At 64.1% G+C, this 23057-nt stretch carries 20 protein-coding genes; 8 read left to right on the forward strand and 12 right to left on the reverse strand.

From position 1 onward, the window contains the following. Positions 1-9: 9 nt before the first annotated feature. From DH08_RS13645 to DH08_RS13655, 3 genes are all read right to left on the reverse strand, one after another. The gene (locus tag DH08_RS13645) at positions 10-690 is read right to left on the reverse strand and encodes a 5'-methylthioadenosine/S-adenosylhomocysteine nucleosidase (RefSeq protein WP_345892389.1); all 681 of its coding nucleotides are present in this window, start codon (positions 688-690) and stop codon (positions 10-12) included. A gap of 149 nt (positions 691-839) precedes the next feature. Beyond that, entirely contained in the window at positions 840-1298 is a 459-nt protein-coding gene (locus DH08_RS13650) for a PaaI family thioesterase (RefSeq protein ID WP_192179790.1), read from the reverse strand. A gap of 135 nt (positions 1299-1433) precedes the next feature. Continuing rightward, entirely contained in the window at positions 1434-2723 is a 1290-nt protein-coding gene (locus tag DH08_RS13655) for an RsmB/NOP family class I SAM-dependent RNA methyltransferase (protein WP_192179791.1), read from the reverse strand. Between the two features lie 348 nt (positions 2724-3071). Between DH08_RS13655 and DH08_RS13660 the strand changes: the two genes are divergently transcribed. Further along, positions 3072-3749: an MIP family channel protein gene (locus tag DH08_RS13660; protein WP_192179792.1), complete on the forward strand. Its 678-nt coding sequence runs from the start codon at positions 3072-3074 to the stop codon at positions 3747-3749. Positions 3750-3823: 74 nt separating this feature from the next. On the opposite strand, the gene katG is transcribed toward DH08_RS13660, so the two are convergent. Next, positions 3824-6013 carry a catalase/peroxidase HPI gene (gene katG, locus DH08_RS13665; RefSeq protein WP_192179793.1) on the reverse strand — a complete coding sequence of 730 codons (2190 nt, stop codon included), beginning with the start codon at positions 6011-6013 and terminating at the stop codon, positions 3824-3826. A gap of 130 nt (positions 6014-6143) precedes the next feature. Here katG and DH08_RS13670 point away from each other — a divergent pair, with 130 nt between their 5' ends. Next, the gene (locus tag DH08_RS13670) at positions 6144-7052 is read left to right on the forward strand and encodes a hydrogen peroxide-inducible genes activator (protein ID WP_192179794.1); all 909 of its coding nucleotides are present in this window, start codon (positions 6144-6146) and stop codon (positions 7050-7052) included. 91 nt (positions 7053-7143) lie between these two features. Here the strand turns inward: DH08_RS13670 and DH08_RS13675 are convergent, their stop codons facing one another. Both DH08_RS13675 and DH08_RS13680 read right to left on the reverse strand, forming a co-directional pair. Next, on the reverse strand, positions 7144-7830 hold the full coding sequence (locus DH08_RS13675) for a class I SAM-dependent methyltransferase (protein WP_345892390.1): 687 nt from the start codon (positions 7828-7830) through the stop codon (positions 7144-7146). A gap of 70 nt (positions 7831-7900) precedes the next feature. After that, positions 7901-9124 carry an NAD(P)-binding domain-containing protein gene (locus tag DH08_RS13680; RefSeq protein ID WP_192179796.1) on the reverse strand — a complete coding sequence of 408 codons (1224 nt, stop codon included), beginning with the start codon at positions 9122-9124 and terminating at the stop codon, positions 7901-7903. Between the two features lie 295 nt (positions 9125-9419). Between DH08_RS13680 and DH08_RS13685 the strand changes: the two genes are divergently transcribed. Genes DH08_RS13685 through DH08_RS13695 form a run of 3 tightly spaced genes read left to right on the forward strand, consistent with a single transcriptional unit; the run spans position 9420 to position 13167 of the window. Beyond that, on the forward strand, positions 9420-10244 hold the full coding sequence (locus DH08_RS13685) for an N-formylglutamate amidohydrolase (protein WP_192179797.1): 825 nt from the start codon (positions 9420-9422) through the stop codon (positions 10242-10244). Then, positions 10241-12109 (forward strand): flavohemoglobin expression-modulating QEGLA motif protein, encoded by a 1869-nt coding sequence (locus tag DH08_RS13690; RefSeq protein WP_192179798.1) that lies wholly within the window; start codon positions 10241-10243, stop codon positions 12107-12109. Before DH08_RS13685 ends, DH08_RS13690 begins: the two co-directional genes overlap by 4 nt. Before the next feature lie 11 nt (positions 12110-12120). Further along, on the forward strand, positions 12121-13167 hold the full coding sequence (locus DH08_RS13695) for a glutathione synthetase (protein ID WP_192179799.1): 1047 nt from the start codon (positions 12121-12123) through the stop codon (positions 13165-13167). A gap of 69 nt (positions 13168-13236) precedes the next feature. Here the strand turns inward: DH08_RS13695 and DH08_RS13700 are convergent, their stop codons facing one another. The 5 genes from DH08_RS13700 to hisS all read right to left on the reverse strand — a co-directional run bounded on the left by DH08_RS13700 (position 13237) and on the right by hisS (position 19755). After that, entirely contained in the window at positions 13237-14340 is a 1104-nt protein-coding gene (locus DH08_RS13700; protein ID WP_192179800.1) for a calcium:cation antiporter, read from the reverse strand. A gap of 56 nt (positions 14341-14396) precedes the next feature. Beyond that, positions 14397-16163, reverse strand: a complete 1767-nt coding sequence (locus DH08_RS13705) for an AMP-binding protein (protein ID WP_192179801.1) — start codon at positions 16161-16163, stop codon at positions 14397-14399. Positions 16164-16254: 91 nt separating this feature from the next. Continuing rightward, positions 16255-16953 carry an ATP phosphoribosyltransferase gene (hisG, locus tag DH08_RS13710; protein ID WP_192179802.1) on the reverse strand — a complete coding sequence of 233 codons (699 nt, stop codon included), beginning with the start codon at positions 16951-16953 and terminating at the stop codon, positions 16255-16257. Further along, positions 16950-18071 carry an ATP phosphoribosyltransferase regulatory subunit gene (locus DH08_RS13715; RefSeq protein WP_192179803.1) on the reverse strand — a complete coding sequence of 374 codons (1122 nt, stop codon included), beginning with the start codon at positions 18069-18071 and terminating at the stop codon, positions 16950-16952. The genes hisG and DH08_RS13715 overlap by 4 nt, the downstream gene beginning before the upstream one ends. Before the next feature lie 178 nt (positions 18072-18249). After that, entirely contained in the window at positions 18250-19755 is a 1506-nt protein-coding gene (gene hisS / locus DH08_RS13720; protein ID WP_192179804.1) for a histidine--tRNA ligase, read from the reverse strand. Between the two features lie 211 nt (positions 19756-19966). On the opposite strand from hisS, the gene DH08_RS13725 reads away from it, so the two are divergent. Then, positions 19967-20218, forward strand: a complete 252-nt coding sequence (locus DH08_RS13725; RefSeq protein ID WP_192179805.1) for a hypothetical protein — start codon at positions 19967-19969, stop codon at positions 20216-20218. 7 nt (positions 20219-20225) lie between these two features. Here the strand turns inward: DH08_RS13725 and DH08_RS13730 are convergent, their stop codons facing one another. Further along, a complete protein-coding gene (locus DH08_RS13730) occupies positions 20226-20864 on the reverse strand; it encodes a DNA-3-methyladenine glycosylase I (protein WP_192179878.1) in 639 nt (212 codons plus the stop codon). A 209-nt stretch (positions 20865-21073) separates the two neighbouring features. Between DH08_RS13730 and DH08_RS13735 the strand changes: the two genes are divergently transcribed. Together DH08_RS13735 and DH08_RS13740 are read left to right on the forward strand one after the other, a co-directional pair. Further along, positions 21074-21817, forward strand: coding sequence for a L,D-transpeptidase (locus DH08_RS13735; protein ID WP_192179806.1), 744 nt, complete (start codon positions 21074-21076; stop codon positions 21815-21817). 307 nt (positions 21818-22124) lie between these two features. Beyond that, complete coding sequence (locus tag DH08_RS13740; protein WP_192179807.1) at positions 22125-23045, forward strand: bifunctional 5,10-methylenetetrahydrofolate dehydrogenase/5,10-methenyltetrahydrofolate cyclohydrolase; 921 nt, start codon at positions 22125-22127, stop codon at positions 23043-23045. Positions 23046-23057 lie beyond the last annotated feature (12 nt).

Raw genomic sequence — 23057 nt, forward strand, 5'->3', positions numbered from 1 at the left:
GGCGAGCGTTTAGAGAAAGAAATGAGTCGGCGCAATGGGTTGCGGCGCCGCACCAAGCTGCAGCGCATCTGAGGCGATCGCCTGCTCAAGCTGCCCGACCGCCGCGGCCAGCTTCTCGTCGATGACGTGCAGATATTCCTTCCAGTCATTGACGTGCTTCAGGTCGGCGGCACCGTCGGAAATGCCGCGCAGGCCGATCAGCGGCAGGCCGAACAGCTGGCAGGCGCGCAGGCAGGCGAAGGTCTCCATGTCGACCATATCGGCGGCGATGGCGTCATAGGCGGCGCCGGAGATGACCGCGCCACCGGTAGACAGAGATGCCTGCCTGATGCCGGGAATCCTGAATGGCAAGGGCACGGCCACCGGCAGGTCGAGAAACGGCGTGGCGCCCTTCTCGAAGCCCAGGGGCGAGGCGTCGATGTCGCGATAGGCAACCGAAACCACCTGGTATATTTCCGTCTGCTCCAGCGTCCGGCTGCCGGCCGAGCCAAGCGAGACGACGAGATCCGGCAGCATCTTTTCGGCCTTCAGCCGGGCAAACTCGGCGCCCAGCCTGACACCGGCCTCGACCGGCCCGACGCCGGTCATGACAGGCGTGAACAGGCGCTTGAGATGCGGACCGTACTCGGCTTCGACCGCCATGACGAAGAGGACGGACTTGCCCGACAGATGAGAAACTTTACCCGCCACGATGATCTACTTCTCCCTACCTACTAGTTGCGCCGGAAGGGAAGAAGGGCGACATGCCCTCGCCGCCTCCCGGCCCTCCGCTATGGCTCCGGGCGTTCGTCGCTCGAAAAGCCCATTGGGGGCTTTTCGTCCGCTGCGCGGACCGCTCCTCACCCCGCAATGCCATCGCGGCCGACCACGGTCATCATAGTGCCGGTCATGGTGGCGATCAGCTTGGCTTCGCCGTCGGCGGCGAAGGCATAGGCCTGGCCGTCGGCGACGATGATGGTGCGGCCGGGCTTGGTCACCGAGCCTCGGAACAAGAAGCGCTCGCCCCTGCCCGGCGCCAGGAGATTGACCTTGAACTCGATGGTCAGCACAGTGGAATTCTCCGGCATCAGCGAGAACGCCGCGTAGCCGCAGGCCGAGTCCAGCGCCGTCGAGATGACGCCGGCATGCAGAAAGCCGTGCTGCTGGGTGAGCGCCGCCGAGTAGGGCATCTCGATCTCGATGATGCCGGGCGTGACCAAGGTCAGTTCGGCGCCGATGGTCGTCATTGCTTTCTGACGCGCAAAGGACGTCCTGACGCGGTCCTCATAATCCGGAGCGGGTACGATCTTTGCTGCCATTGGCCTTCGCCTTCATTGCGCGTAGTCAAGCTTATCGCAGAGGCATGGGCGGCAGGCAATCGCCAATGCTGCAGTGCAGCAATCGGCCTTCCGCCCTGCCTGAGCCGATGCCGCCTCTGTTGGCCGGCAAAACGATCAACCGGCCCGGCGCAGCGCGCAGACGTAAAACCCGTCCGTGGCGCTGAGTGCCGGCGACAGCGAAATGCCGCCGGCGGCGCCGATGCGCGCGGCCGCCGCATGGCCCGGAAAATGACCGTCCCAAAGCGCCCGGTGATCGACTGCGCTAAAGCCGTCGTGGCGTTCACGGAAGGCCGCGACCTGGTCGCTGTTTTCTGCGTCGAACACCGAACAGGTGATGTAGACCAGCAGGCCGCCGGGTTTGACGAACGCCTTCGCCGCGTCGAGGATTGCCGACTGCTCACCCTTGCGCTGGTCGAGCTGTCTCTGCGTCAGCCGCCATTTGGCATCGGGGCGGCGCCGCCAGGTGCCGCTGCCGGTGCAAGGCGCGTCGACAAGCACGATATCCATATGGCCTGACAGCGGCGCGAGTTCCGCCGGCTTGCTGACGATCTGGATGTTGCGGTTTTCCGAACGGCGCATGCGGTCGAAGATCGGCGCCAGGCGCGCCTTTTCGGCGTCATGGGCGAAGATCTGGCCGCGATTGCCCATCTCGGCCGACAGCGCCAGCGTCTTGCCGCCGGCGCCGGCGCAATAGTCGAGCACCTGCATTCCGGCCTCAGCACCTGTCAGTGCGGCGACGATCTGCGAGCCCTCGTCCTGGACCTCGAACCAACCTTTCTGAAAGGCGGGCTCGGCCTGCACGTTGGGGTGCCGGCCGTCGCCGTCGATCGGCGGGATGCGGATGCCCTGCGGCGCAAGGCGCGCCGGCTTGGCGCCGGTGTCGGCGAGTTCGGCCAGCACCTTGCTGCGATCGGCCTGCAGCGTGTTGACCCGTAGGTCGAGCGGCGGGCGGGTGGCAAGGGCAGCCCCCTCTTCGACCCAGGCCTGGCCAAAAGCCCGTTCGAAGAGCGGCTCGCACCAGTCGGGAATATCCGCGCGCACTGCTTCCGGCGCGTCTTCGGGCCGGCGGGCGGCAAGCGCCTTCAGTTCGTCGGCGTCGAGCAGCGGCGGCGCGAACTTGTCGCCGTCGAGCGCGTCATTCAGCGACTGCGCCGTCTGCCCCCATTCGAGCAGCAACGCGCCGAAGCCGATGGCGCGCGGCGTGTCCTGGCCCAGCAGCCAGCCGGCGGAGCGCCTGCGGCGCAGCGCGTCATAGACGATGTTGCCGATCGCCGCGCGGTCGCCGCCGCCGGCGAAGCGGTGCGACAGGCCCCAATCCTTCAGCGCATCGGCCACCGGCCGGTGGCGCCGGCCAATGTCTTCCAGCACTTCGATGGCCGCCGCCAACCTTCCGCCCAGTCGCATTCTCGTCTTCCGATGCTCAGCAATTCATGTCCGGCCCTGCTCTTAGAGCCTTTCATGCCCAGATTGAAATAGTTCCGTTTGCCCGATGGCGACACGGCCCACGCCGAATGTGGCGAAGGTCCGATGGCATGCATCCTGCGAGCCGCACGAAAAAGCAGTCGTTTTCCAGCCACAACGAAACAATTCGATCAATACATTAAAGCTCTCTAATGCGCGCGACTGGCGTGCACAAGCATGCCGGCTGGAGCAAGCGCTCTTCTTTCCAAGTTTTCCGGTTGCGAATACTCTTGCCGCCATGATTCGCATCGTAGAAAAAGCGCAGCCGCGGATCGATACGAGGAGAGGGCAATGAAGACTTATCTGGCGGAAGTTCTAGGCACGTTTCTGTTGGTGTTCATCGGCACGGCTTCTGTGGTCACGGGCGGCTTCGGCGGCGCGCTGCCGCTCGGTCAGGAAGGCATCGGCCTGGCGTTCGGTATCGGCCTGATTGCGGCGGCCTATGCGATCGGCCCGATCTCGGGCGCGCATCTCAACCCGGCGGTGACGCTCGGCGTCTTCCTCGCCGGCCGGCTGCCGGCCAAGGACGTCGTCCCCTACTGGATCGCGCAGATCATCGGCGCCATCCTGGCCTCGCTGGCACTGTGGATCATCGTCTCCGGCCAGGTTGGCGGACATACGGGCGGCTTCGGCGCGAATGGCTGGGATGAGGCGAAATGGGGCGTCAGCTCGGCCTTCCTGTGGGAGCTGATCGGCACCTTCACCTTCGTCACCGTGATCCTCGGCGTCACCGCGGAAAAGCACTCGACGGCGTTTGCCGGGCTGGTCATCGGCCTGACGCTGGCGGGCATCCACTTCGCCATGATCCCGGTCACCGGCACCTCGGTCAACCCGGCCCGTTCGATCGGCCCGGCACTGTTTTCGGGTGGTGCGGCACTCAGCCAGCTCTGGCTGTTCATCGTCGCGCCGCTGATCGGCGGCGCCATCGCCGGCGTGGTCGCCAAGGCCGGCATCTTCGAGAAGGACTGATTTTCGAAGCCTGAATACGAATAAGACGCGGGCCACGGCCCGCGCCTTATTCTGGATCTTGAAGACTAGCGCGATCAGGCCACGAGGTCGAAGCGATCGGCGTTCATCACCTTGGTCCACGCCGCCACGAAATCTCTCGCAAAATTCGCCTTGGCGTCCGCCGTCGCATAGACTTCGGCCAGCGCGCGCAACTGCGAATGCGAGCCGAAGATGAGGTCGGCGCGGGTGCCGGTCCACTTCACTTCGCCGGTCTTGCGGTCGCGGCCCTCGAACACATCCTTGGCGTCCGACGCCGCCTTCCACTCCGTGCCCATGTCGAGCAGGTTGACGAAGAAGTCGTTGCTCAGCGTTGCCGGCTGGCTGGTGAAGACGCCGTGCTTCGACTGCCCGGCATTGGCGCCGAGAACACGCAGGCCGCCGACGAGAACCGTCATCTCCGGCGCCGTCAGCGTCAGCAACTGCGCCCGGTCGACCAGCGCTTCCTCGACGGTTAGGCGCTGCCTGCCGCTGACATAGTTGCGGAAGCCGTCAACCGTCGGCTCCAGCGGCGCGAAGGAGTGGATGTCCGTCTGCTCCTGCGAGGCGTCCATGCGCCCCGGCGTGAAGGGAACCGTCACGCCATTCCCGGCCGCCGTCTCGATGGCAGCGCCGCCGCCGAGAACGATCAGGTCGGCGAGAGAGACCTTCTTGCCGCCGGACTGCGACGCGTTGAACTCCTTCTGGATCGCTTCGAGCTTGTCCAGCACCTTGGCCAGTTCGGCCGGCTGGTTGACGGCCCAGTCCTTCTGCGGCGCCAGGCGAATGCGCGCGCCATTGGCGCCGCCGCGCTTGTCGGAGCCACGGAAGGTCGAGGCCGAGGCCCAGGCCGCTGAGACCAGCTGCGGCACCGACAGGCCGGACGCGAGGATCTTCGCCTTCAGCGCGGCAGCGTCCTGCTCGTCGATCAGGACATGATCGACTGCCGGGATGACGTCCTGCCAGGGCAGCTCTTCCTGGGGAACGAGCGGGCCGAGATAGCGCACGCGCGGACCCATGTCGCGATGGGTCAGCTTGTACCAGGCGCGCGCGAACGCGTCGGCGAACTGATCCGGGTTCTCATGGAAGCGCCGCGAGATCGTCTCGTAGGAGGGATCGAAGCGCAGGGCGAGGTCGGTGGTCAGCATGGACGGCGCATGACGCTTGGCCGAATTGTGCGCATCCGGCACGCTGCCAGCGCCGGCACCACCCTTCGGCGTCCACTGGTGAGCGCCGGCCGGGCTCTTGGTCAGTTCCCAGTCGAATCCGAACAGATTGTCGAAGAAGTTGTTGCTCCATTTGGTCGGCGTCGTCGTCCAGGTGACTTCCAGGCCGCTGCCGATCGCATCGCCACCCTTGCCGGTGCCGAATGTGCTGGCCCAGCCGAGGCCCTGCTGCTCGATGTCGGCGCCCTCAGGCTCCACGCCCACCAACGATGCATCGCCGGCACCGTGGGTCTTGCCGAAGGTGTGGCCGCCGGCGATCAGCGCTACTGTCTCCTCATCGTTCATGGCCATGCGGGCGAAGGTGTCGCGAATGTCGCGCGCCGCGGCCAGCGGATCCGGATTGCCGTTCGGACCTTCCGGGTTGACGTAGATCAGCCCCATCTGGACGGCGGCGAGCGGGTTCTGCAGATCGCGGTCGCCGCTGTAGCGCTCGTCGGCCAGCCACTTGCCTTCGGGACCCCAGTAGATGTCCTGCTCCGGCTCCCAGACGTCGGCGCGGCCGCCGGCGAAGCCGAAGGTCTTGAAGCCCATCGATTCCAGGGCGACATTGCCGGTGAGGATCATCAGGTCGGCCCAGGAGATCTTGCGGCCGTATTTCTGCTTGACCGGCCACAGCAGGCGGCGGGCCTTGTCGAGATTGACGTTGTCCGGCCAGCTGTTCAGCGGCGCAAAGCGCTGCTGGCCGGCTCCGGCGCCGCCGCGGCCGTCGCCGATGCGGTAGGTGCCGGCGCTGTGCCAGGCCATGCGGATGAACAGCGGCCCGTAATGGCCGAAGTCGGCCGGCCACCATTCCTGCGAATCCGTCATCAAGGCATGCAGGTCCTTGATCACGGCGTTGAGGTCGAGGCTCCTGAACTCCTCGGCATAGTCGAACGCCTCGCCCATCGGGTCGGACAGACCGGACTGCTGGTGCAGAACCTGGACGTTCAGCTGGTTCGGCCACCAGTCGCGGTTGGCCCTGGCTGCGGTGGTGTGCACGACGGGGCATTTGCCCGCGCTGTTGTCATCGGTTTTCGCGTCCATCTTTACTCTCCGATTTGCTGAATCTTTTTCCGGGGAAGCATCGAGCCGCCACTCTGGAATGGTTCCAGACTAGGGCGCTTTGACGATAAAAACAAATTGCCTTTCCTGTTTTTTCCGATAGGTTTTTCTTATGATAGGCCTCACCGTCCGGCAGATGCAGTATTTCGAAGCGCTGGCGCTGACGCTGCATTTCGGCCGCGCGGCGAAACTCGCCGGCGTCAGCCAGCCGGCGCTGTCGGCACAGATCGCCGAGATGGAGCAGCGGCTCAACTGCCGGCTGTTCGAGCGCGGCGGCAAGGTGGTGCGGATGACCGATGAGGCGCTGACCCTGCAACCCCGCATCGAGCGCATTCTCGCCGATATACGTGACGTCGAAACGACCGCAAGGCGCGGCCGTCCGGCCATGGAAGGGCGCTTTCGGCTGGGCATCATCCCGACGGTTGCGCCCTATCTGTTGCCGCATGTGCTGCCGGAGCTGAAACGGCATTTCCCGGCCCTGCAGCTCGAACTGCGCGAAGCGGTGACCGCATCGCTGATCGAGGACAGCGCCTCGGGCAGGCTCGACGCCTTCATCGCCGCCCTGCCGCTCGATCATCCCGGCCTGGTCAGTGAGGAGCTGTTTTGCGACCGGTTCTTCCTCGCCGTGCCATCGGGCGATCCGGCCTTCGCCTCGCCGCCGGTGCCGCCGGAAAGCCCGGCGCTGGAACGGCTGATGCTTCTGGAGGAAGGCCACTGCCTGCGCGAACAGGCGCTCGCGGTGTGCGGCAGCGTTCGCCCGGTGGCAATGGCAAGCTACGGCGCCACCAGCCTGACGACGCTGTTGCAAATGGTGGCGCACGGGCTCGGCGTCACGCTGATCCCCGAAATGGCGACAGGCCCGGCCAGCGTGATGCCGGATCTCAAGATCGTGCCGTTCCAGGAGCCGATGCCGCAGCGCACGATCTGCCTGGCCTGGCGGCGCAACAAGGTGCGGCACGACGAATGCGTTGAGCTGGCGAAGATCATTCGTGGGCTCGATGCGGCAGTGCTGGCGGCCTGAGGTGCTGCCGCAATAGACCCCAGATCGGCAACTGGCGCAAAAGGCGAATCCTGGGTCTCGCTTTGACGCGGCCTCGGAAAAGGACCTTAGGTCAGGCGCGCTGGAGAATATCCGCCTTGATGGGCTGGTCGAATTCCAGTGAACCTTCGCTGGTGCGCGCTGCCGCCGCAAGCACGGCGGCTCTGATGGCAGATTTGTTTTGCTCGACAATTTCGCGTCGCGATGGATCGACAGCTACAATGCGATCCAAAAAGCCGTCGGCGGTTGGAAAGACATCGCGACGAACGTAGTTCAACGTCTCCATCCGAGAGAGCACTCCAGACAATGTAGCCGTTTCGATCGCGCGTTGCGCCGCTAGCCGGACAACGGTCTCGTCCTCGACCAATCGAAGAGCCGAGAAGAAGGTGCCGGCCGGCAACGGCTCGACAATGATCACGACGCCGTTTGGCCTGATGACGCGCGCTGCTTCGCGAAGCGCTACCGGCATCGCCATTTCGGGAACGTGGTGAAGCGCATTGATCATCGTGCAGAGGTCGAATGTCGCGGTGTCGAAAGGAAGAGCCTCGGCCACGCCTTCGAGGAAATTGGCCTGCGGAACAGCCGCTGTGGCAGCCCGTATGGCGTCCACGCCCGGATCGATGCCGACCACCTCCGCGCCTTCGGCAGCAAGCTGACCTGCAAAATTGCCGGCCCCGCAACCGATGTCGAGAATCCTAAGCCCAGCGATCGATGGGCGCACCGATCTGACAACTGCCAATGGACTGTCTACAGGTTGCACTGCCGTCCACCTTTACCCTTGATCGTAGCCAGTTCGCGGGCGCCTCATCTGCTTCGATATCCAATCCGGCTCATCTCTTTGCGAGATGGTCAACCAGACGGGCTACCTCCTCGGCAATGCCGGGTACCGTGCCCGATTTCCGCGTTGATGCGAAATCGAGGCCGGCAAAATAGATGCCGGGATCGGCGCCGATGCCGTCCTCGTGCAGGGGCTGACCGGTCGCATCAAGCGCGCCCGGCAGCCCAACCCATCCGAAATCACCAGTAAAGCCGGTAGACCAGATTACCGAAGAGATCCCGCTGGCCGCCAGGTCGATCGAGCGGATGGGTGGGCTCGGCAATCGCGGCTCGATGTTTTCGGCCGGATCGTCCTCGGCCGGAGGCGCCTGAAGGCCGGTGCGCTCGATATACTGGTCGACAAGGCGCTTGGCATCTGCAGAGACCTCATCGGCAAAGCGAATATGGTCATCGAGATCATCGCCAAAGATGAGGCTGCCGTTGTCCACGCCGAGAAATCGACCAAGCAGCACGACGCCCTGCGCGCTGAGAGACTGCAGGCTGATGGTGTGCGTCGCGCCGAGTAACGGGCGCGCCGGCAATTTGCCGGATGGCAGGATTAGTTCCCGGCGCGGGAGATCGAGATGACCGCTCAGGGTCAGCCAGTTGAGCATGCTGCCGCCGCGATAGTGCCGCACCCAGCGGCCATTGCGGCATGTCGCCAGAAAGACGGAGCGCCCAGCCAGAGCCAGGTCTTCGGCAATCTGGCCTCCCGATTGACCGCTGCCGACCACCAGTACCGCACCGTCGTCAAGTGCGGCCGCACTGCGATATGCCGAGGAATCGATCTGGCGAAGTGCCGACGGCAGCTCGGCGGACCAGGGCGGGCGGACCGGACAATTCAGATTGCCAGTCGCGATCACCACGTTGCGCGCCCGAATCGTGCCATCCGGCGTCGCTACCCGATAGTGCCCATCGTCTCTTGTCAGTTCCTGCACCGGAATCCCGGTTCTCACCGGCAATCGGTGCCGCTCGACGTAGCTCTCCAGATAGGCGACGAATTCGTGGTGCGTTATGGCACCCCAAGGATCCGCCCCGCTGTAGGAATCGCCGGGCAGGATCGAGCGTATATTGGGCGAATTCAGCCGGAACGAGTCCCATCGCTGCATCCGCCATGTCTCGCCGATGCGGCTTCGTTCAAGCACGCAATGCTTGAGCCCTTGCTGTTTCAGGAAATAGCTCGTGCCGAGCCCGGCCGAGCCGGCGCCTATGACAACGGAATCAAGTATTCCCTCCACCCAGTTCCCCGACGCAGATACACTTCGAAAACAATAGTGTGCGGGGAGCGGACGCGAGGGTGCTCACCCCTTGCAATGCGGCGAGGCATTTCGTGCCGCCAATTCGACCGCACCTAAACAAGGACAGCATACTGTAGAGCGCCAGTTTCTGACAGTCCCAAGGATGGAGGCCGTTCCGGCGTCGCGGATCATCTTCGGCGTGACTCTTCCATCGAAGGCTCAGCTTGCTCATGAGTAACCCGCGGGGCTTTTGTACTGCCCCGGAACCGTCCGCCCTCTCCACGCATTTCGATGGATGGTGAGCAAGCCTATTCTCAACAATGCTGCGAGCGGGTCACCGGCTGGCTGGACAATCAAGCTTGGCGATTCCCCCGTCATTGGCACGGCGATCCACAGCGGCTCCGACGTCGGGCGCACTTGCCAATCGCTTATGTGCATCCCCGACCCTGACCGGCTGCGGGAGGAGGACCCCTTCACCGAGCACTTTATCGCCGATTTCCCAAGCCAGATCATCGTCCATCGATCGCGCTTTCAGGTCGACCTGAACCGGGCACGGGAGGCGGCGGTCTACCGGTCGCCGGACCAATCCTGGGGCCTGGACGTATGGCGAGAGCCACCCGCCGAAGACATTGTTATTGAGTCCCTCGCCTTTCACGACGCGTTCTATGGCGAGCTCAAGCGTGTGCTTGCCGATGTCGAGAAGCGCTACGGCAGGTTCGTCCTTGTCGATGTCCACAGCTACAACCACCGGCGCGAAGGGCCGAAAGCAGCGCCTGCGTCGCAAGATGGCGCGCCTGACATCAATATCGGCACATTCTCGATGGACCGCGCGCGCTGGGCGCCGATCGTGGACGCCTTCACGGATGCGCTGCGCGGCCAGCGTTTCAACGGCGAACCGATCGACGTGCGCGAGAATGTGTCTTTCAAGGGCAAGGGCGAACAGACCCGTTTTGTCCATGCCAATTTCCCCGAAACCGGGTGTGCTATCGCGGTCGAGTTCAAGAAGATCTTCATGGATGAATGGAGCGGCGAGCCGGACTGGGTGGCAATCGAACGGCTGCGCGCCATGCTGGCGTCCACGGTGCCCGTTCTCGAGGCTGCGCTGCGGGGAATGAGATGAAGCCGAAGCTCGTCGAGGCTGCCTCTCCGTTGGCGGAGATCGAAGCGGACCTGGACGCGCTTTTCCGGGACGGCAAGCCGATCCGCCGCGAGTTCGGCGACGGCAACCGTCTGCACATCGATCGGCCGCTGCCGTTTCTCTGCGTCCATGTCGGGTCGCAGCAGGATGCGGCGTTCCAGATTGTTTCCGCCAATGCGTCCTATCTGATCGTGGCCGATAGTGGCTTCGCCGGCAAGGTCGCGCGGCTGGTGGCGCGAAGGATGCGCGATCATTGCGGCGCCTTCCTCGTAATCGACATCGGCGAGTTGACCGAAGACCGGTTCCTGACGGAGGACGTGCCGTTCCTGCCACCTTTCGAGATTGCACTGGCCAGCGGCGACACCGCGGCGGAGAAGGCGGCGCTCAAGCGCTTCGCCACTGCGGCGTCCGGACGCGAAGCGAAATACCGCACGCCGCGCGTCGACGAACTCAATCCCACGACACGCGCCGAAGCACGGCCCTCGGAAGATCTCGGCGATGTTGCGGGCCTCACGGTGCGCTTCGCGCCGATCTACAGGGTGCCTGGCAGCGAGCGCGTCTATCCCGAATTGCGTGACCTTGTCGTCGCCAACATGGTGGATTCCGCGCTCCAGGCGGTCAGCGCCTTTCTGAAGGCATCGAAGCTGGAATCGCCGGCAACCCATCGTTCGCTGGGGCGGCGCGCCTATATCGACGCTGTCGTGCGCGCCGACCGGGCACTCGACAGCGTCGCGTCGACATTCGATTTCCTGCTTGCCGTCACGCCGATCAACGCCGAACCAGCCTGGCGGGAATTCGAGGCGGGTGGCTTCGAGCATGTCCCCACACTGCTCTACAGGCCGCTCGAATTCGAGGTCGCCGCCCAGAAGCGGAAGCTCTATTCGGTCTCGCTCGATCATCTGGAAGATCCGCTGCTGACCAAGCTGCTCTCGCAAAAGCAGCAGGAGCTCGATCTCCAGCTGTCGATGCTCGCGGCACGCGAGACACCCCGTTTCGTCGAACTCGGACGAGCCCTCTATGGCAGCGTCGAGCCGAGCCTGGCGGCGAGAGCACGCGCCATTCTCGAAAAGGCGCCCCGTGCTGCCTCGGCGGCCAGGCAGAAGGGGCTTGGCGCAGACGCCGTCGCCGCGGCCGCGCGAGACATGATCGCCGGATACCGTGCCGCCTACCCCGATTTCGATGCTTCCGTGGAGATCCGCGGCGACCTGCCGGCCGGCCTCCTCGTCTCTCGAAACCTGCTACTGGTTTCGCGCGATACCAACCTTCCACCGGAGCGTCTGACCGCACTGCTCAGTCACGAGATCGGTGTCCATCTGCTGACCTATTTCAACGGCGATGCGCAGGGGCTCGCCATCTTCCGCAACGGGCTCGCCGGCTACGAGGGCATGCAGGAGGGACTGGCCGTGCTGGCGGAATATCTGGTCGGCGGCATGACCGCAGCGCGGCTGCGGCTGATCGCGGCCAGGGTCATCGCCTGTCAGGCGATGCTCGAGGGTGCGACGTTCGAGGAAACCTTCCGCGTCCTCCACCAGGATTTCGGTCTCGACGAGCGCAGCGCCTTCAACGTCGTGCTACGTGTGTTTCGAGGCGGCGGCCTGGCAAAGGACGCCATCTATCTGCGCGGCGTGGTGCAGGTCCTCGATCATCTGAAAAATGGCGGCAGCCTCACGCCGTTCTGGATCGGCAAGATCTCTGCCGCGCATTTCGGCGCAATCCAGGAACTCAACGCGCGCGGCTTGCTGCGCGCGCCGCGCCTCGAACCCGCATTCCTTTCTTCCGATGCGGCGCGTCCGCGGCTCAAGAAAGCGATGGCAGGGATCGATCCGATCGATATGGTTGAGACTTGAGGGAGCACCCGATGCGCATTGCGTTCTTCGTCAATTCGGTTGAGAGCGAAACGCCCGGCTACACGACGACAACCCTGGCGCTGGCTGCAACCCAGCGCGGCCATTCTGTCGTCTATGTCGAACCCGGCGACTTCATACTGCGTCCGGACAACAGTCTGGCTGTCAATGTCGCGGTTCTGCCGGACGCTCCCTACAAGACGCCCGACAAACTGTATGCTGCCCTGAAGGATGCCGCGAAGCAGAAAAAGACGTTCGCGACGAACGACATAGACATCTTGTTTCTGCGCAACGACCCGTCGCTCGACGCCACCGATCGGCCATGGGCCGCCAATGCCGGCATCATGTTCGGGCGGCTTGCAGCGGAACAGGGCGTCATCGTCGTCAACGATCCGGACGGTCTGGCACAGGCACAGAGCAAGCTCTACCTGCAGACCTTTCCCGAAGCGGTCAGGCCGGCGACCCTGATATCGCGCAGCATTGCCGAGATCCGCGCATTCATCGACAAACACCCGAAGGGCTGCATCGTCAAACCGCTGCAAGGGTCGGGTGGCAAGAACGTCTTCCATATTGCGACGCCTGCCGATTCCAACCTCAACCAGATTTTCGAGGCCGCGAGCGGCGACGGCTATCTCATCGCGCAGGCCTACATTCCAGAGGCCAAGGCTGGCGACGTGCGGCTTTTCCTGATGAACGGCCTGCCGCTGATGCGCGACGGCAGTTACGCCGCCTTTCGCCGCATCCCAGCCAAGGGCGACGTCCGCTCCAACATCCACGCCGCCGGAACCGCCCGCAAGGTCAAGGTAACGGAAACGATGTTGCGCATTGCCGAGATGGTACGCCCCAAACTGGTCAGCGACGGCATGTTCCTGGTTGGGCTCGACATCGTCGGCGACAAACTTCTGGAGATCAATGTCTTTACGCCAGGCGGGCTGGCACGGCTCGCCGACATGTACAAGACGGATTTCGCCACGCGTGTCATCGTCGCGCTGGAGGAGAAGGCGACGCTGCGCCGAGCCTATGGAAAGACCCTGCCGAATTCGCGGCTGGCGACGCTTTGAGAATGCAGGCAAGCCGGATAGCGGTTTCCTGGCCGGTCGCCATCCCATCCATGCGCCTGATTGCCAGTTTCAAGGTATAAATATCAGAAATACAAAGGTAAAAAATACGACGATATGGACCATGCCGGTCAGGAATGTCGTTCTTTCGTTGCTAAAGCTTACGCCGCATATGAAAAGCGCCAAAATCAAAAGCACTGCGTCAGCCTCCGGGAGCCCCAGGGTCAACCCTCTTCCCGTCAGCAGGCTGGCGGCCGCGACCGCCGGTATTGTCAAACCAATCGTCGCGCAGGCCGAACCCATCGCAACATTCAAGCCGCGCTGCAGCTCATTGTTGAGTGAAGCACGGATCGCCGAAATGGCCTCCGGCAGCAAAACCAGCCCCGCGATCATTGCCCCCACAATGCTGTCGGCCTGGGTCACCTGATAGGCAACGAGCGCATCTTCGACACTTGCGGCGACCTGCTCGGCGAGCATGACAATTCCGATCAGCCCGATCACCAGCAACAGAGCGCTGGCGGAGATGCTTTCGTGAGGGGCAGTTCGCACCGAAGCGTCGTGTGCTTGTCCCTCGATGAAGTCGTCCCGGTGCCGCACGGTCTGCGCGAACACGAAGCTTGCATAGAGCAGCACGGAAAGTACGCTCACAAAACCAAGCTGAGCCGCTGAAAATGTGCCGGGATCCGTGGTTCGCGTGTAGGTCGGCAGAATAAGCGTCATGACGGTCAGCGCGACCAGGACCGCCAGATATGCGCTGGTCCCTTGCCGGACAATCGCCTGCTTGCGATGACGCCAGCCGCCAAGCGTGAGACACATGCCGACAACGCCGGTAGACGTAATCATCACCGTCGAGAAAACGGACTCGCGCGCCAGCGTAGGGTTGTTCTCTCCATGCAGCATCATGGAAACGATGATCGACACTTCGATTGCCGTCACGGCAAAAGTCAGCACCAACGTGCCGTAGGGCTCCCCCACACGATGGGCCACTGCCTCGGCGTGGTCGAGCACCACGAAAATGGTGGTGAACATGATCGCACTCGAAAGCGCTCCGACAAATATCCTGACGCTCAGCGAACCTTCGTCTACCGACAGCCCGCTGGCTCTGACTGCGACAGCCATCGCCAGGGCGGCCAAGGGCATCGCATGAGAAGTCACCGATCGTGCGAAACCACGCATTCAAGCCTTGTGCGTTTCTGCCGAACCCCGCGGAATCCTAACCGGCATTCGACTCCTCAAGCCGTCTTCTGTGTCACCAGTCCCAGTTCCTCGATCATCGCCTCGCGCATCAGGAATTTCTGCGGCTTGCCGGTCACCGTCATCGGCAACTCGGTGCGGAAGCGGATGTAGCGCGGGATCTTGTAGTGGGCGATCTGGCCGGTGCAGAAGGCCTTGATCTCCTGCTCGGTGGCGGTCTGGCCGGGCCTGAGCACGATCCAGGCGCATAGCTCCTCGCCATATTTCGGATCGGGAATGCCGAACACCTGGACTTCCTTGACCTTGGGGTGGCGATAGAGGAATTCCTCGACCTCGCGCGGATAGACGTTCTCGCCGCCGCGGATGACCATGTCCTTGACCCGGCCGACGATGTTGCAATAGCCCTCGGCGTCGATGGTCGCGAGGTCGCCTGTGTGCATCCAGCCATCGGCGTCGATCGCCTCGCGGGTCTTCTCCTGGTCGTCCCAATAGCCCTTCATCACCGAATAGCCGCGCGTGCAAAGCTCGCCCGGCGCGCCGACCGCGACGGTGGCGCCCTCGGCGTCGATGGCCTTGACCTCGACATGGGGATGAATGCGGCCGACCGTCGAGACGCGTTTTTCCAGCGGATCGTCGACGCCGCTCTGGAACGACACCGGGCTGGTCTCGGTCATGCCGTAGGCGATGGTCACCTCCGACATGTGCATCAGCGACACCACCTTCTTCATCACCTCGATCGGGCACGGCGAGCCGGCCATGATGCCGGTGCGCAGGCTGGTGAGGTCGAATGAGCCAAAATCCGGATGGTCGAGCAGGCCGACGAACATGGTCGGCACGCCGTAGAGGCCGGTGCAGCGTTCCTGTGCCACCGCCTTGAGCGTCGCCCCGGCGTCAAAACCCTCGCCTGGGAAGACCATGGTGGCGCCCTTGGTGACGCAGCCCATCGTGCCCATCGACATGCCGAAGCAATGATAGAGCGGCACCGGGATGCAGAGCCGGTCGTCGACGGTGAGCTTGATCGCCGACGTGACGAAATTGCCGTTGTTGACGATGTTGTTGTGGGTCAGCGTCGCACCCTTCGGCGCGCCGGTCGTGCCTGAGGTGAACTGGATGTTGATGGCCTCGCCGGGCTTCAGCCCCTCGGAGATGCGGTCGAGGCTGTCGTGCTCGTCGCGGCCGGCCATCGACAGTACATCAGCGAAATTGAACATGCCGGGCGAGTTGTCATCGCCCGTGCGGATGACGATCTTCAGCGCCGGCAGTTTCTGCGCCTTGAGCTTGCCGGGGGTGGCCTTGGCAAGCTCCGGCGCCAGCGTCTCGATCATGCCGAGATAGTCGGAGGTCTTGAAACTGGCCGCCGTCACCAGCGCCTTGCAGCCGACCTTGTTGAGCGCGTATTCCAGCTCGGTCAGCCGGTAGGCGGGGTTGATGTTGACCAGGATCAGGCCGATGCGGGCGGTGGCAAACTGCGTCGCTAGCCATTCCCAACGGTTGGGCGACCAGATGCCGACGCGGTCGCCTTTTTCCAGGCCGAGCGCCAGGAAGCCGGCGGCGAGCGTATCGACCGTGTCCGACAGTTCGCTCCAGGTGAAGCGTTTGTCCTGGCCGACGAAGATCGCGGCATCGAGCGTGCCGTATTTGCTGACCGTGTCGGAAAACAGCTGAGGTATCGTCTTGTCGAGCAGCGGCACCGAGCGGTCGCCCGAGACATGCGCCCGGCCGTCGAGCGGCGCGATGAAAGCCTCGCGCTTGCCGCGCCCGCGCAGATTGGTGGCGTTCTTGAGCTCGTCGAGATTGATCGCCATCGCCGTCTCCTCCCGGGATGGTCGAGCCTATCAGCCTAGCGGGGTGGTGGAAATCCCGTCGATGGTACGGAAGCAGGGCATCGCGCCGCCGCTAACCGACTACCGCTTTCATCTTCGCGGCGATGTTGCGCAATAGCGCCTCATCCGCCGCCGCGCGCTTCTTCCTCGACGCGACAAGGCAAGCCTGAGACCGCAGGACAACGCCATCGGTCAGCACCTTGAGGTGGTTGGCGCGTAGCGTCGAGCCGGTGGTGGTGATGTCGACGATGACATCGGCCGATCCGGCCGCCGGCGCGCCTTCGGTGGCGCCGAGGCTCTCGACGATGCGATAGACCTGGATGCCGTGCTTTTGCGAAAAGAACTGCTGCGTCAGCCGCCAGTATTTGGTGGCGATGCGCAGCCGCCTGCCGTGGCGCTGGCGAAAATCGGCGGCGACGTCGTCGAGATCGGCCATGGTGTCGACATCGAGCCAGATGTCGGGCACCGCCACCACGACATCGGCATTGCCGAAGCCGAGGCGGGCGACGATTTCGGCACGCGCCTCCCAGTCGGCAAGACTCTCGCGCAACAGATCCTCGCCGGTGATGCCGAGGTCGACCGAGCCCTGCCCGATCTCGCCGGCAATTTCCGATGCCGACAGGAAGGCCACCTCGATGCTGTCCATGCCTTCGATGCGGGCACGATATTTGCGCTCGTCACCCGGCAGGCTGACGGCAAGCCCGGCCTTGGCCAAGACTTCCAGCGCCTGCTCCTTCAGCCGGCCTTTCGACGGCAGCGCCAGCGTAATCATGACGCCGTCTCCCGCAGCGCCTCGATGCGGTCGAGCCAGACCGAGAAGCCGACGCCAGGGATCGGCGTCTTGGCGCCGAGCAGCGTCAGCAGCCGGTCATAGCGGCCGCCGCCGGCCAGCGGTCGCTCGCCATTTTCCACCGCGATCTCGAAGACGAGGCCGGTGTAATAATCGAGCGGGCGGCCGAAGGCGGCGTCGTAGTGAATGTTTGCAGCCGGCAGGCCATGCGCCTCGATTGCCTTGGCGCGGGCGGCGAAATTGTCCAGCGCCGCCCCCAGTGACAGGCCGGCACTTGCCGCGAAGCTCTCGAGCGCCTGGGCCGCACTGTCAAGCGGCACGTCGATCGCCAGAAATGTCTTCAGCGCCGAGAACGCTTCGTTGGAGAGCCGCACGCTGCGCAACTCGGCCTTCTCGATCAGGCGGCGCGCGATATCGGACGGCGAGCGCCCAGCCGACGCCGACAGGCCGGTTTCCTCCATGCCGCCGGCAATGTGCGCGGAAAGCCCGTCCAGATCGCCATCCAGGACAAGAGCCGCGACCGGGCCGGAGAGTTGGCTGTTGCGCGTTGGGTTGGCGAGGTCGGCCAATGCCGCCTCCAGCATCGCCGCTGAGCCAAAGGCGCGGGCAAGGCGCATGCGCCAGCCGCGCGGCAGGCCGAGTGCGGCGAGCACCGCCTCGAAAATGGTCTGGTCGCCGAGCGTGACGTTCAGCGCTTTGCCGGGCAGAGCCAGCGACAGCAGCGCATGCGCATCGGCCAGCGAGCGGGCGTCGGCATGCGGCGTGTCGCGGTCGCCGAGATCCTCGATGCCGGCCTGGAAGAACTCATTGCCGCCCTCGCGGCGCTGGCGAAACACCTCGCCGAGATAGGAATAACGGCGCGGCGTGCCGGCCTGGCTGGCGATATGGTCGAGGCAGACGGGAATGGTGAATTCCGGCCTGAGACACAGCGTCTTGCCGGTCTCGCTCTCGGTGAGAAAAATGCGGCGGCGCAGATCCTCGCCGGCCATGTCGAGGAACGGATCGGCCGGCTGCAGCACCGCGACCTCGACCGCATGCGTGCCGCGCGCGGCGAAGAGGTTGGCGATGTCGGCTGCAATGGCGGGGTAGCGGGAGGTCATGGATAGGTTGAGCGCGAGGCGCCCCCCTCTGGCCTGCCGGCCATCTCCCCCTCAAGGGGGGAGATCGGCGGCTTGCGGCTCAGCGCCTCTCCTTCAGCGCTGGAGATTGGCGAAAGCATGCGCAGCATCCAATCTCCCCCCTTGAGGGGGAGATGGCCGGCAGGCCAGAGGGGGGTGCTCAAGCGCCACCCTTCGCACGATCGGCCGCCTGCGCCGCCAGGATCTTCCTGACCTCGCCAACCAGCTCGCCTTCCGCCACCGTCACCTGCGCCGGCCGTGCCGCGCGCCATTCGGCGTTGTCGGATATCGAGGCCGACATGCGCGCGCCTTCGATCAAATCCTTGATCTGCACCTCGCCTTTGGCGCGCTCGTCGCCGCCCTGGATGATGGCGACCGGGCTGCCGCGGCGGTCGGCATATTTCAACTGCGCCTTCATGCCGGCCCCGCCGAGATACATCTCCGAGCGTATGCCGGCGGCGCGCAGGTCAGCGACCATCTTCTGGTAGCGGCCGAGGCTTTCGGTGTCCTTGTCCATCACCAGCACGACGACCGGCGCGATCACATCCGACATGTCGAGCTTGCCGAGGTTCTTCAGCGCCGTCATCAGCCGGGAGACGCCGATGGAAAAGCCTGTCGCCGGCACTGGCTCGCCACGGAAACGCGAGACCAGCCCGTCATAGCGGCCGCCACCGCCGACCGAGCCGAAGCGCACGATCTGGCCGTCCTCGTTGGGGATCTCGGCGAGCAGTTCGGCTTCAAAGACCGGGCCGGTGTAATATTCCAGGCCGCGGACGACGGAGCGGTCCATGGCAATGCGATCTTCGCCGTACCCCGCTGCCCTGACCAAGGCTTCAATCGTCGAGAGTTCGCTGACGCCTTCCTGGTAGATCGCGTTACCACTGACGTTGGAATCCTGGCGGGCCTGTTCATTCTTCGCTGTTGCAAGAAGAACGGCCTCGGCTTGCACGTCATTCAGTCCGGCGCCCTTGGCGAAGTCGCCCTCACCTTCCTTGCCCCCGTCCCAGCGCCCGGGCCCAAGCAGAAGTTTCACGCCCTCCGGCCCGAGCTTGTCCAGCTTGTCGATCGCCCGCAGCACCGTCAGCCGACGCCCGGCATTCTCGTCGCCGCCAAGGCCGATCGCCTCCAGCACGCCGTCCAGAACCTTGCGGTTGTTGACGCGGATGACGTAGTCGCCGCGCTTGATGCCCAGCGCTTCCATCACGTCGGCCATCATCGTCGCCATCTCGGCATCCGCCGCGACGCCCGGCGTGCCAATCGTATCGGCGTCGAACTGCATGAACTGTCGGAAGCGGCCGGGGCCGGGCTTTTCGTTGCGGAACACCCAGCCGGAGCGATAGCTGCGATAGGGCTTCGGCAGCTTTTCATAATTTTCGGCGACGAAACGCGCCGTCGGCGCGGTCAGGTCGTAGCGCAGCGACAGCCATTGCTCGTCGTCGTCCTGGAAGGAGAACACACCTTCGTTCGGGCGATCCTGGTCGGGCAGGAATTTTCCCAGCGCATCGGTGTATTCGATCAGCGGCTGGTCGACAGGCTCGAAACCATAAAGCTCATAGACCGAGCGGATCGTCGCCATCATCTTCTCGACGGCGCGGATATCGTCGGCGCTGCGGTCGGCAAAGCCACGCGGCAGCCGCGCTTTCGTCTTTTCCGATTTGTCGGCCATGGGATGGATACTCGGTGTTTCGTGGCGTTGCGCGGCAGGAAATTTCCTATTTCCGCGGCGCGCGTGTCCTAACCGATGCAGCCCGGAGCGGCAAGGGTTTGCGCCTTTGCTGAAACAAACTGCGCCAAAAGGAAACAATTCCGCCATGGGTGCGGCATCGTGCCGACACAATCGGAGCCGATAAGCACGCCGAAACAAAGGGTTCGGGGCCATGACCACGGCAGGGAAATTCGACATCGAACACGGCGTCCACGAACTGCCGGCGCGGCTGCGGCCGGCGGGCAGCAATGCAGCCGTGACGACAAGCCAGATGGCAGGTCCGTTCGAGATCAGTGCCGACGAGCGCAAGGGCTCGACGGTCCGCGATGCGCTGATGACCGGCCTGCTGGTGATCTATCCGGCCTTCGCCGCGCTGGCTGCGATCGTCGCCGGCCTGTTCCTGACCGGCGCCAGCGGAACCTGATTGCTGCTCATTTCGGGCGCTTGAATTTCTTCCGCTCCGCTTCGACCTCCTTGCGGCAGACGCAGCCTTCGAGATGGTCGTTGACCAGGCCCATCGCCTGCATGAAGGCGTAGACGGTGGTCGGGCCGACGAAGCTCCAGCCGCGCTTTTTCAATTCCTTTGAAATCCGCACCGAAACCGCCGTCGTCGGATTGGCGCGAAGATGGGCGAGGTCGACGATCTCGGGCCGCTCGTCCGGGCCCGGTTCGAATTTCCAGAACCAGGCGGCGAGCGAGCCGAATTCGTCGGCCATTTCGCGGGCGCGCTTGGCGTTGTTGATGGTCGAGACGATCTTGCCGCGATGGCGGATGATGCCGGCATTGCCGAGCAGGCGCTCGACATCCTTGTCGGTGAAGGCCGCAACCTTGTCGAACTCGAAATTGGCAAAAGCCTCGCGGAAATTCTCGCGCTTGCGCAGGATGGTCAGCCAGGACAGGCCCGACTGAAACCCTTCGAGGCAGATTTTTTCGAACAGCCTGCGGTCGTCGGCCACCGGCCGGCCCCATTCATGGTCGTGATAGTGCAGATAGTCGGGCAGGTTGCCGTGCCAGAAGCAGCGCGAGATGCCATCGGGCCCGGCGAGCAGGCCGGTATCTTCGTTTGCAATCACAAGAAATCCATTTGTTAATGCGTCTTTGCGCTGATTTTACCGCGGCTTTACCAGATTCCTGAACTGGCCGGTAACCACACCAAAAGGTTTACTGACAAAGCGGCATTTTACGCATTCCGATTCATGTTTCGGTTGCCGCTTCGCGCCAAGGTCCTGGGAACCGGGGGCACTTTCCCCCGCGTGTCAGACGATCAAGGTGCGTTCCGATGAAGATGTTTTTGCGTTCCGTGCTCGGCGCCGCGGCCCTTCTTGCCGCCGGCGTCACGTCCTCTTATGCGGATGACCGCTATGCCGACCGGCCGCCGGTGATGGTGAGCCCCGACCTTTCGGCGCCCTGGGTGTTGCAGCTTGGCCGCGCCCCGGGCATCGTGCGGCAGAACCGGCAGGTCGCGCAGCAGCCGCGCATGCGCTACGCACAGCCGGCACAACCCGACCAGGTGCGCACAGCAGCCGTGCAGGCGCCGGCCAAGCGCTTGGTGAAGAGGCCGCAGATCAACCCGATCTACCTGCCGCAGGAAGTCGCCTATGACGGGCCGCAGAAGCCGGGCACGATCGTCATCGATACGACGCAGAATTTCCTCTATCTGGTCGAGAAGAACGGCAAGGCGCGGCGCTATGGCGTCGGCACCGGCAAACCCGGCTTCGAATGGTCGGGCACGCACAAGATCACCAACAAGCGCGTCTGGCCGGACTGGCGTCCGCCGGCGGTGATGATCAAGCGCGAGGCCGCCAAGGGCCGCTATCTGCCGACCTATCTCGCCGGTGGCGAAGAAAACCCGCTCGGCGCGCGCGCGCTCTATCTCGGCACGACGGAATACCGCATCCACGGCACCAATCAGCCATGGACGATCGGCGGCGCGGTGTCGTCGGGCTGCATCCGCATGCGCAACGAGGACGTGGTTGACCTCTACGAGCGGGTGAACGTCGGAACGACGGTGGTGGTGATATAGTGACTGCGAATCAGCCGGTTAGGCAGCGCTGAGTCGTTTTTGGCGTGGGCTGTTGCCCTCAAGCCATAGCGCGCTTTTGCGAGACGTGCTTAGACTGGCAAAGAGTAAACGGGGGACGGGCCGTGTGGGGATGCGGCCAGTCACGAAAGGGCAGTACGGGAAACCGCGCTGCCCTTTCGTTTTTTGTGCGACAGGTCGCCCCGGAGGCAGGGCGTTTCATTTTCGGGGGCTGATTTGCCGGCCGTGCTCTGCTATTGCAGTGCACAATTCGCCGAGCCAAGATCCCCCGCTCCAAAAGGTCCCAGCCATGTCCCGCCCCGATGACAGCCGCTATCTCAAGGGTGGCCCGGTTGCCCAGCGTATCATCGCCGCCGTGCGCGAGGATGCGGCGGTCGCGAGAGCTGAAGGTTTCCCGCCCAAGCTGGTGTCGATCACCGTCGGCGACACCGCGGCGGTCGACGTCTATGTGCGCAACCAGCGCGCCAAGGCGGAGCTCGCCGGCATCGGCTTCGAGGAACGGCGCTTTGCCGCCAACATCAGCGCCGGTGAGCTGGAAGCAGCGATCCATGGCCTGAACGCCGATCCTAGAGTCACCGGCATCATCATCCAGCGGCCGGTGCCGGCGCATATCCCGATCAAGACGCTGCAGGCCGCGGTGCATCCGCTCAAGGACGTCGAGGGCATGCATCCGGCCTCGATCGGCAACATCGTCTACAACCAGCTCGATCTGGCGCCCTGCACGGCAGCGGCCTCGGTCGAATTGCTCAAGGAAACCGGCCTCGACCTCAAGGGGCTCGAAGTGGTCATCGTCGGGCACTCCGAGATCGTCGGCAAGCCGATCGCCTTCCTGTTGATGAGCGAAGGCGCGACGGTGACGGTCTGCCATCACATGACACGCTCGGTGGCGGCGCATGCGCGGCGCGCCGATGCGCTGTTCGTCGCCGTCGGCAAGCCGCGGCTGATCAAGGCCGATATGGTCAAGCCGGGTGCGGCCGTCATCGACATCGGCATCAATTCGGAGATCGGACCCGACGGGCAAAACCGCATCGTCGGCGACGTCGACACCGACAGCGTCAAGGACGTGGCGTCATGGATCACGCCGGTGCCGGGCGGCGTCGGCCCGATCACCGTCGCGATCCTGCTGCGCAACACGATGGTGGCGCTCAACCGCCAGCGCGCGCTCTACAACGCGACTTACGGCGTGGCGGACAAGCTCGCGGCGGAATAGACCCGCAATCGA

The sequence above is a fragment of the Mesorhizobium amorphae genome, from assembly GCF_014843845.1.
Classification (GTDB): domain Bacteria; phylum Pseudomonadota; class Alphaproteobacteria; order Rhizobiales; family Rhizobiaceae; genus Mesorhizobium; species Mesorhizobium amorphae_A.

Coding starts and splice junctions, on each gene's coding strand:
- DH08_RS13725 (WP_192179805.1), top strand. CDS start 19,967: ATGACCACGGCAGGGAAATTCGACATCGAACACGGCGTCCACGAACTG.
- DH08_RS13700 (WP_192179800.1), bottom strand. CDS start 14,340: ATGCGTGGTTTCGCACGATCGGTGACTTCTCATGCGATGCCCTTGGCC.
- katG (WP_192179793.1), bottom strand. CDS start 6,013: ATGGACGCGAAAACCGATGACAACAGCGCGGGCAAATGCCCCGTCGTG.
- DH08_RS13685 (WP_192179797.1), top strand. CDS start 9,420: ATGGTGAGCAAGCCTATTCTCAACAATGCTGCGAGCGGGTCACCGGCT.
- DH08_RS13740 (WP_192179807.1), top strand. CDS start 22,125: ATGTCCCGCCCCGATGACAGCCGCTATCTCAAGGGTGGCCCGGTTGCC.
- DH08_RS13695 (WP_192179799.1), top strand. CDS start 12,121: ATGCGCATTGCGTTCTTCGTCAATTCGGTTGAGAGCGAAACGCCCGGC.
- DH08_RS13735 (WP_192179806.1), top strand. CDS start 21,074: ATGAAGATGTTTTTGCGTTCCGTGCTCGGCGCCGCGGCCCTTCTTGCC.
- DH08_RS13715 (WP_192179803.1), bottom strand. CDS start 18,071: ATGACCTCCCGCTACCCCGCCATTGCAGCCGACATCGCCAACCTCTTC.
- DH08_RS13705 (WP_192179801.1), bottom strand. CDS start 16,163: ATGGCGATCAATCTCGACGAGCTCAAGAACGCCACCAATCTGCGCGGG.
- DH08_RS13660 (WP_192179792.1), top strand. CDS start 3,072: ATGAAGACTTATCTGGCGGAAGTTCTAGGCACGTTTCTGTTGGTGTTC.
- DH08_RS13690 (WP_192179798.1), top strand. CDS start 10,241: ATGAAGCCGAAGCTCGTCGAGGCTGCCTCTCCGTTGGCGGAGATCGAA.
- DH08_RS13650 (WP_192179790.1), bottom strand. CDS start 1,298: ATGGCAGCAAAGATCGTACCCGCTCCGGATTATGAGGACCGCGTCAGG.
- hisS (WP_192179804.1), bottom strand. CDS start 19,755: ATGGCCGACAAATCGGAAAAGACGAAAGCGCGGCTGCCGCGTGGCTTT.
- hisG (WP_192179802.1), bottom strand. CDS start 16,953: ATGATTACGCTGGCGCTGCCGTCGAAAGGCCGGCTGAAGGAGCAGGCG.
- DH08_RS13670 (WP_192179794.1), top strand. CDS start 6,144: ATGATAGGCCTCACCGTCCGGCAGATGCAGTATTTCGAAGCGCTGGCG.
- DH08_RS13655 (WP_192179791.1), bottom strand. CDS start 2,723: ATGCGACTGGGCGGAAGGTTGGCGGCGGCCATCGAAGTGCTGGAAGAC.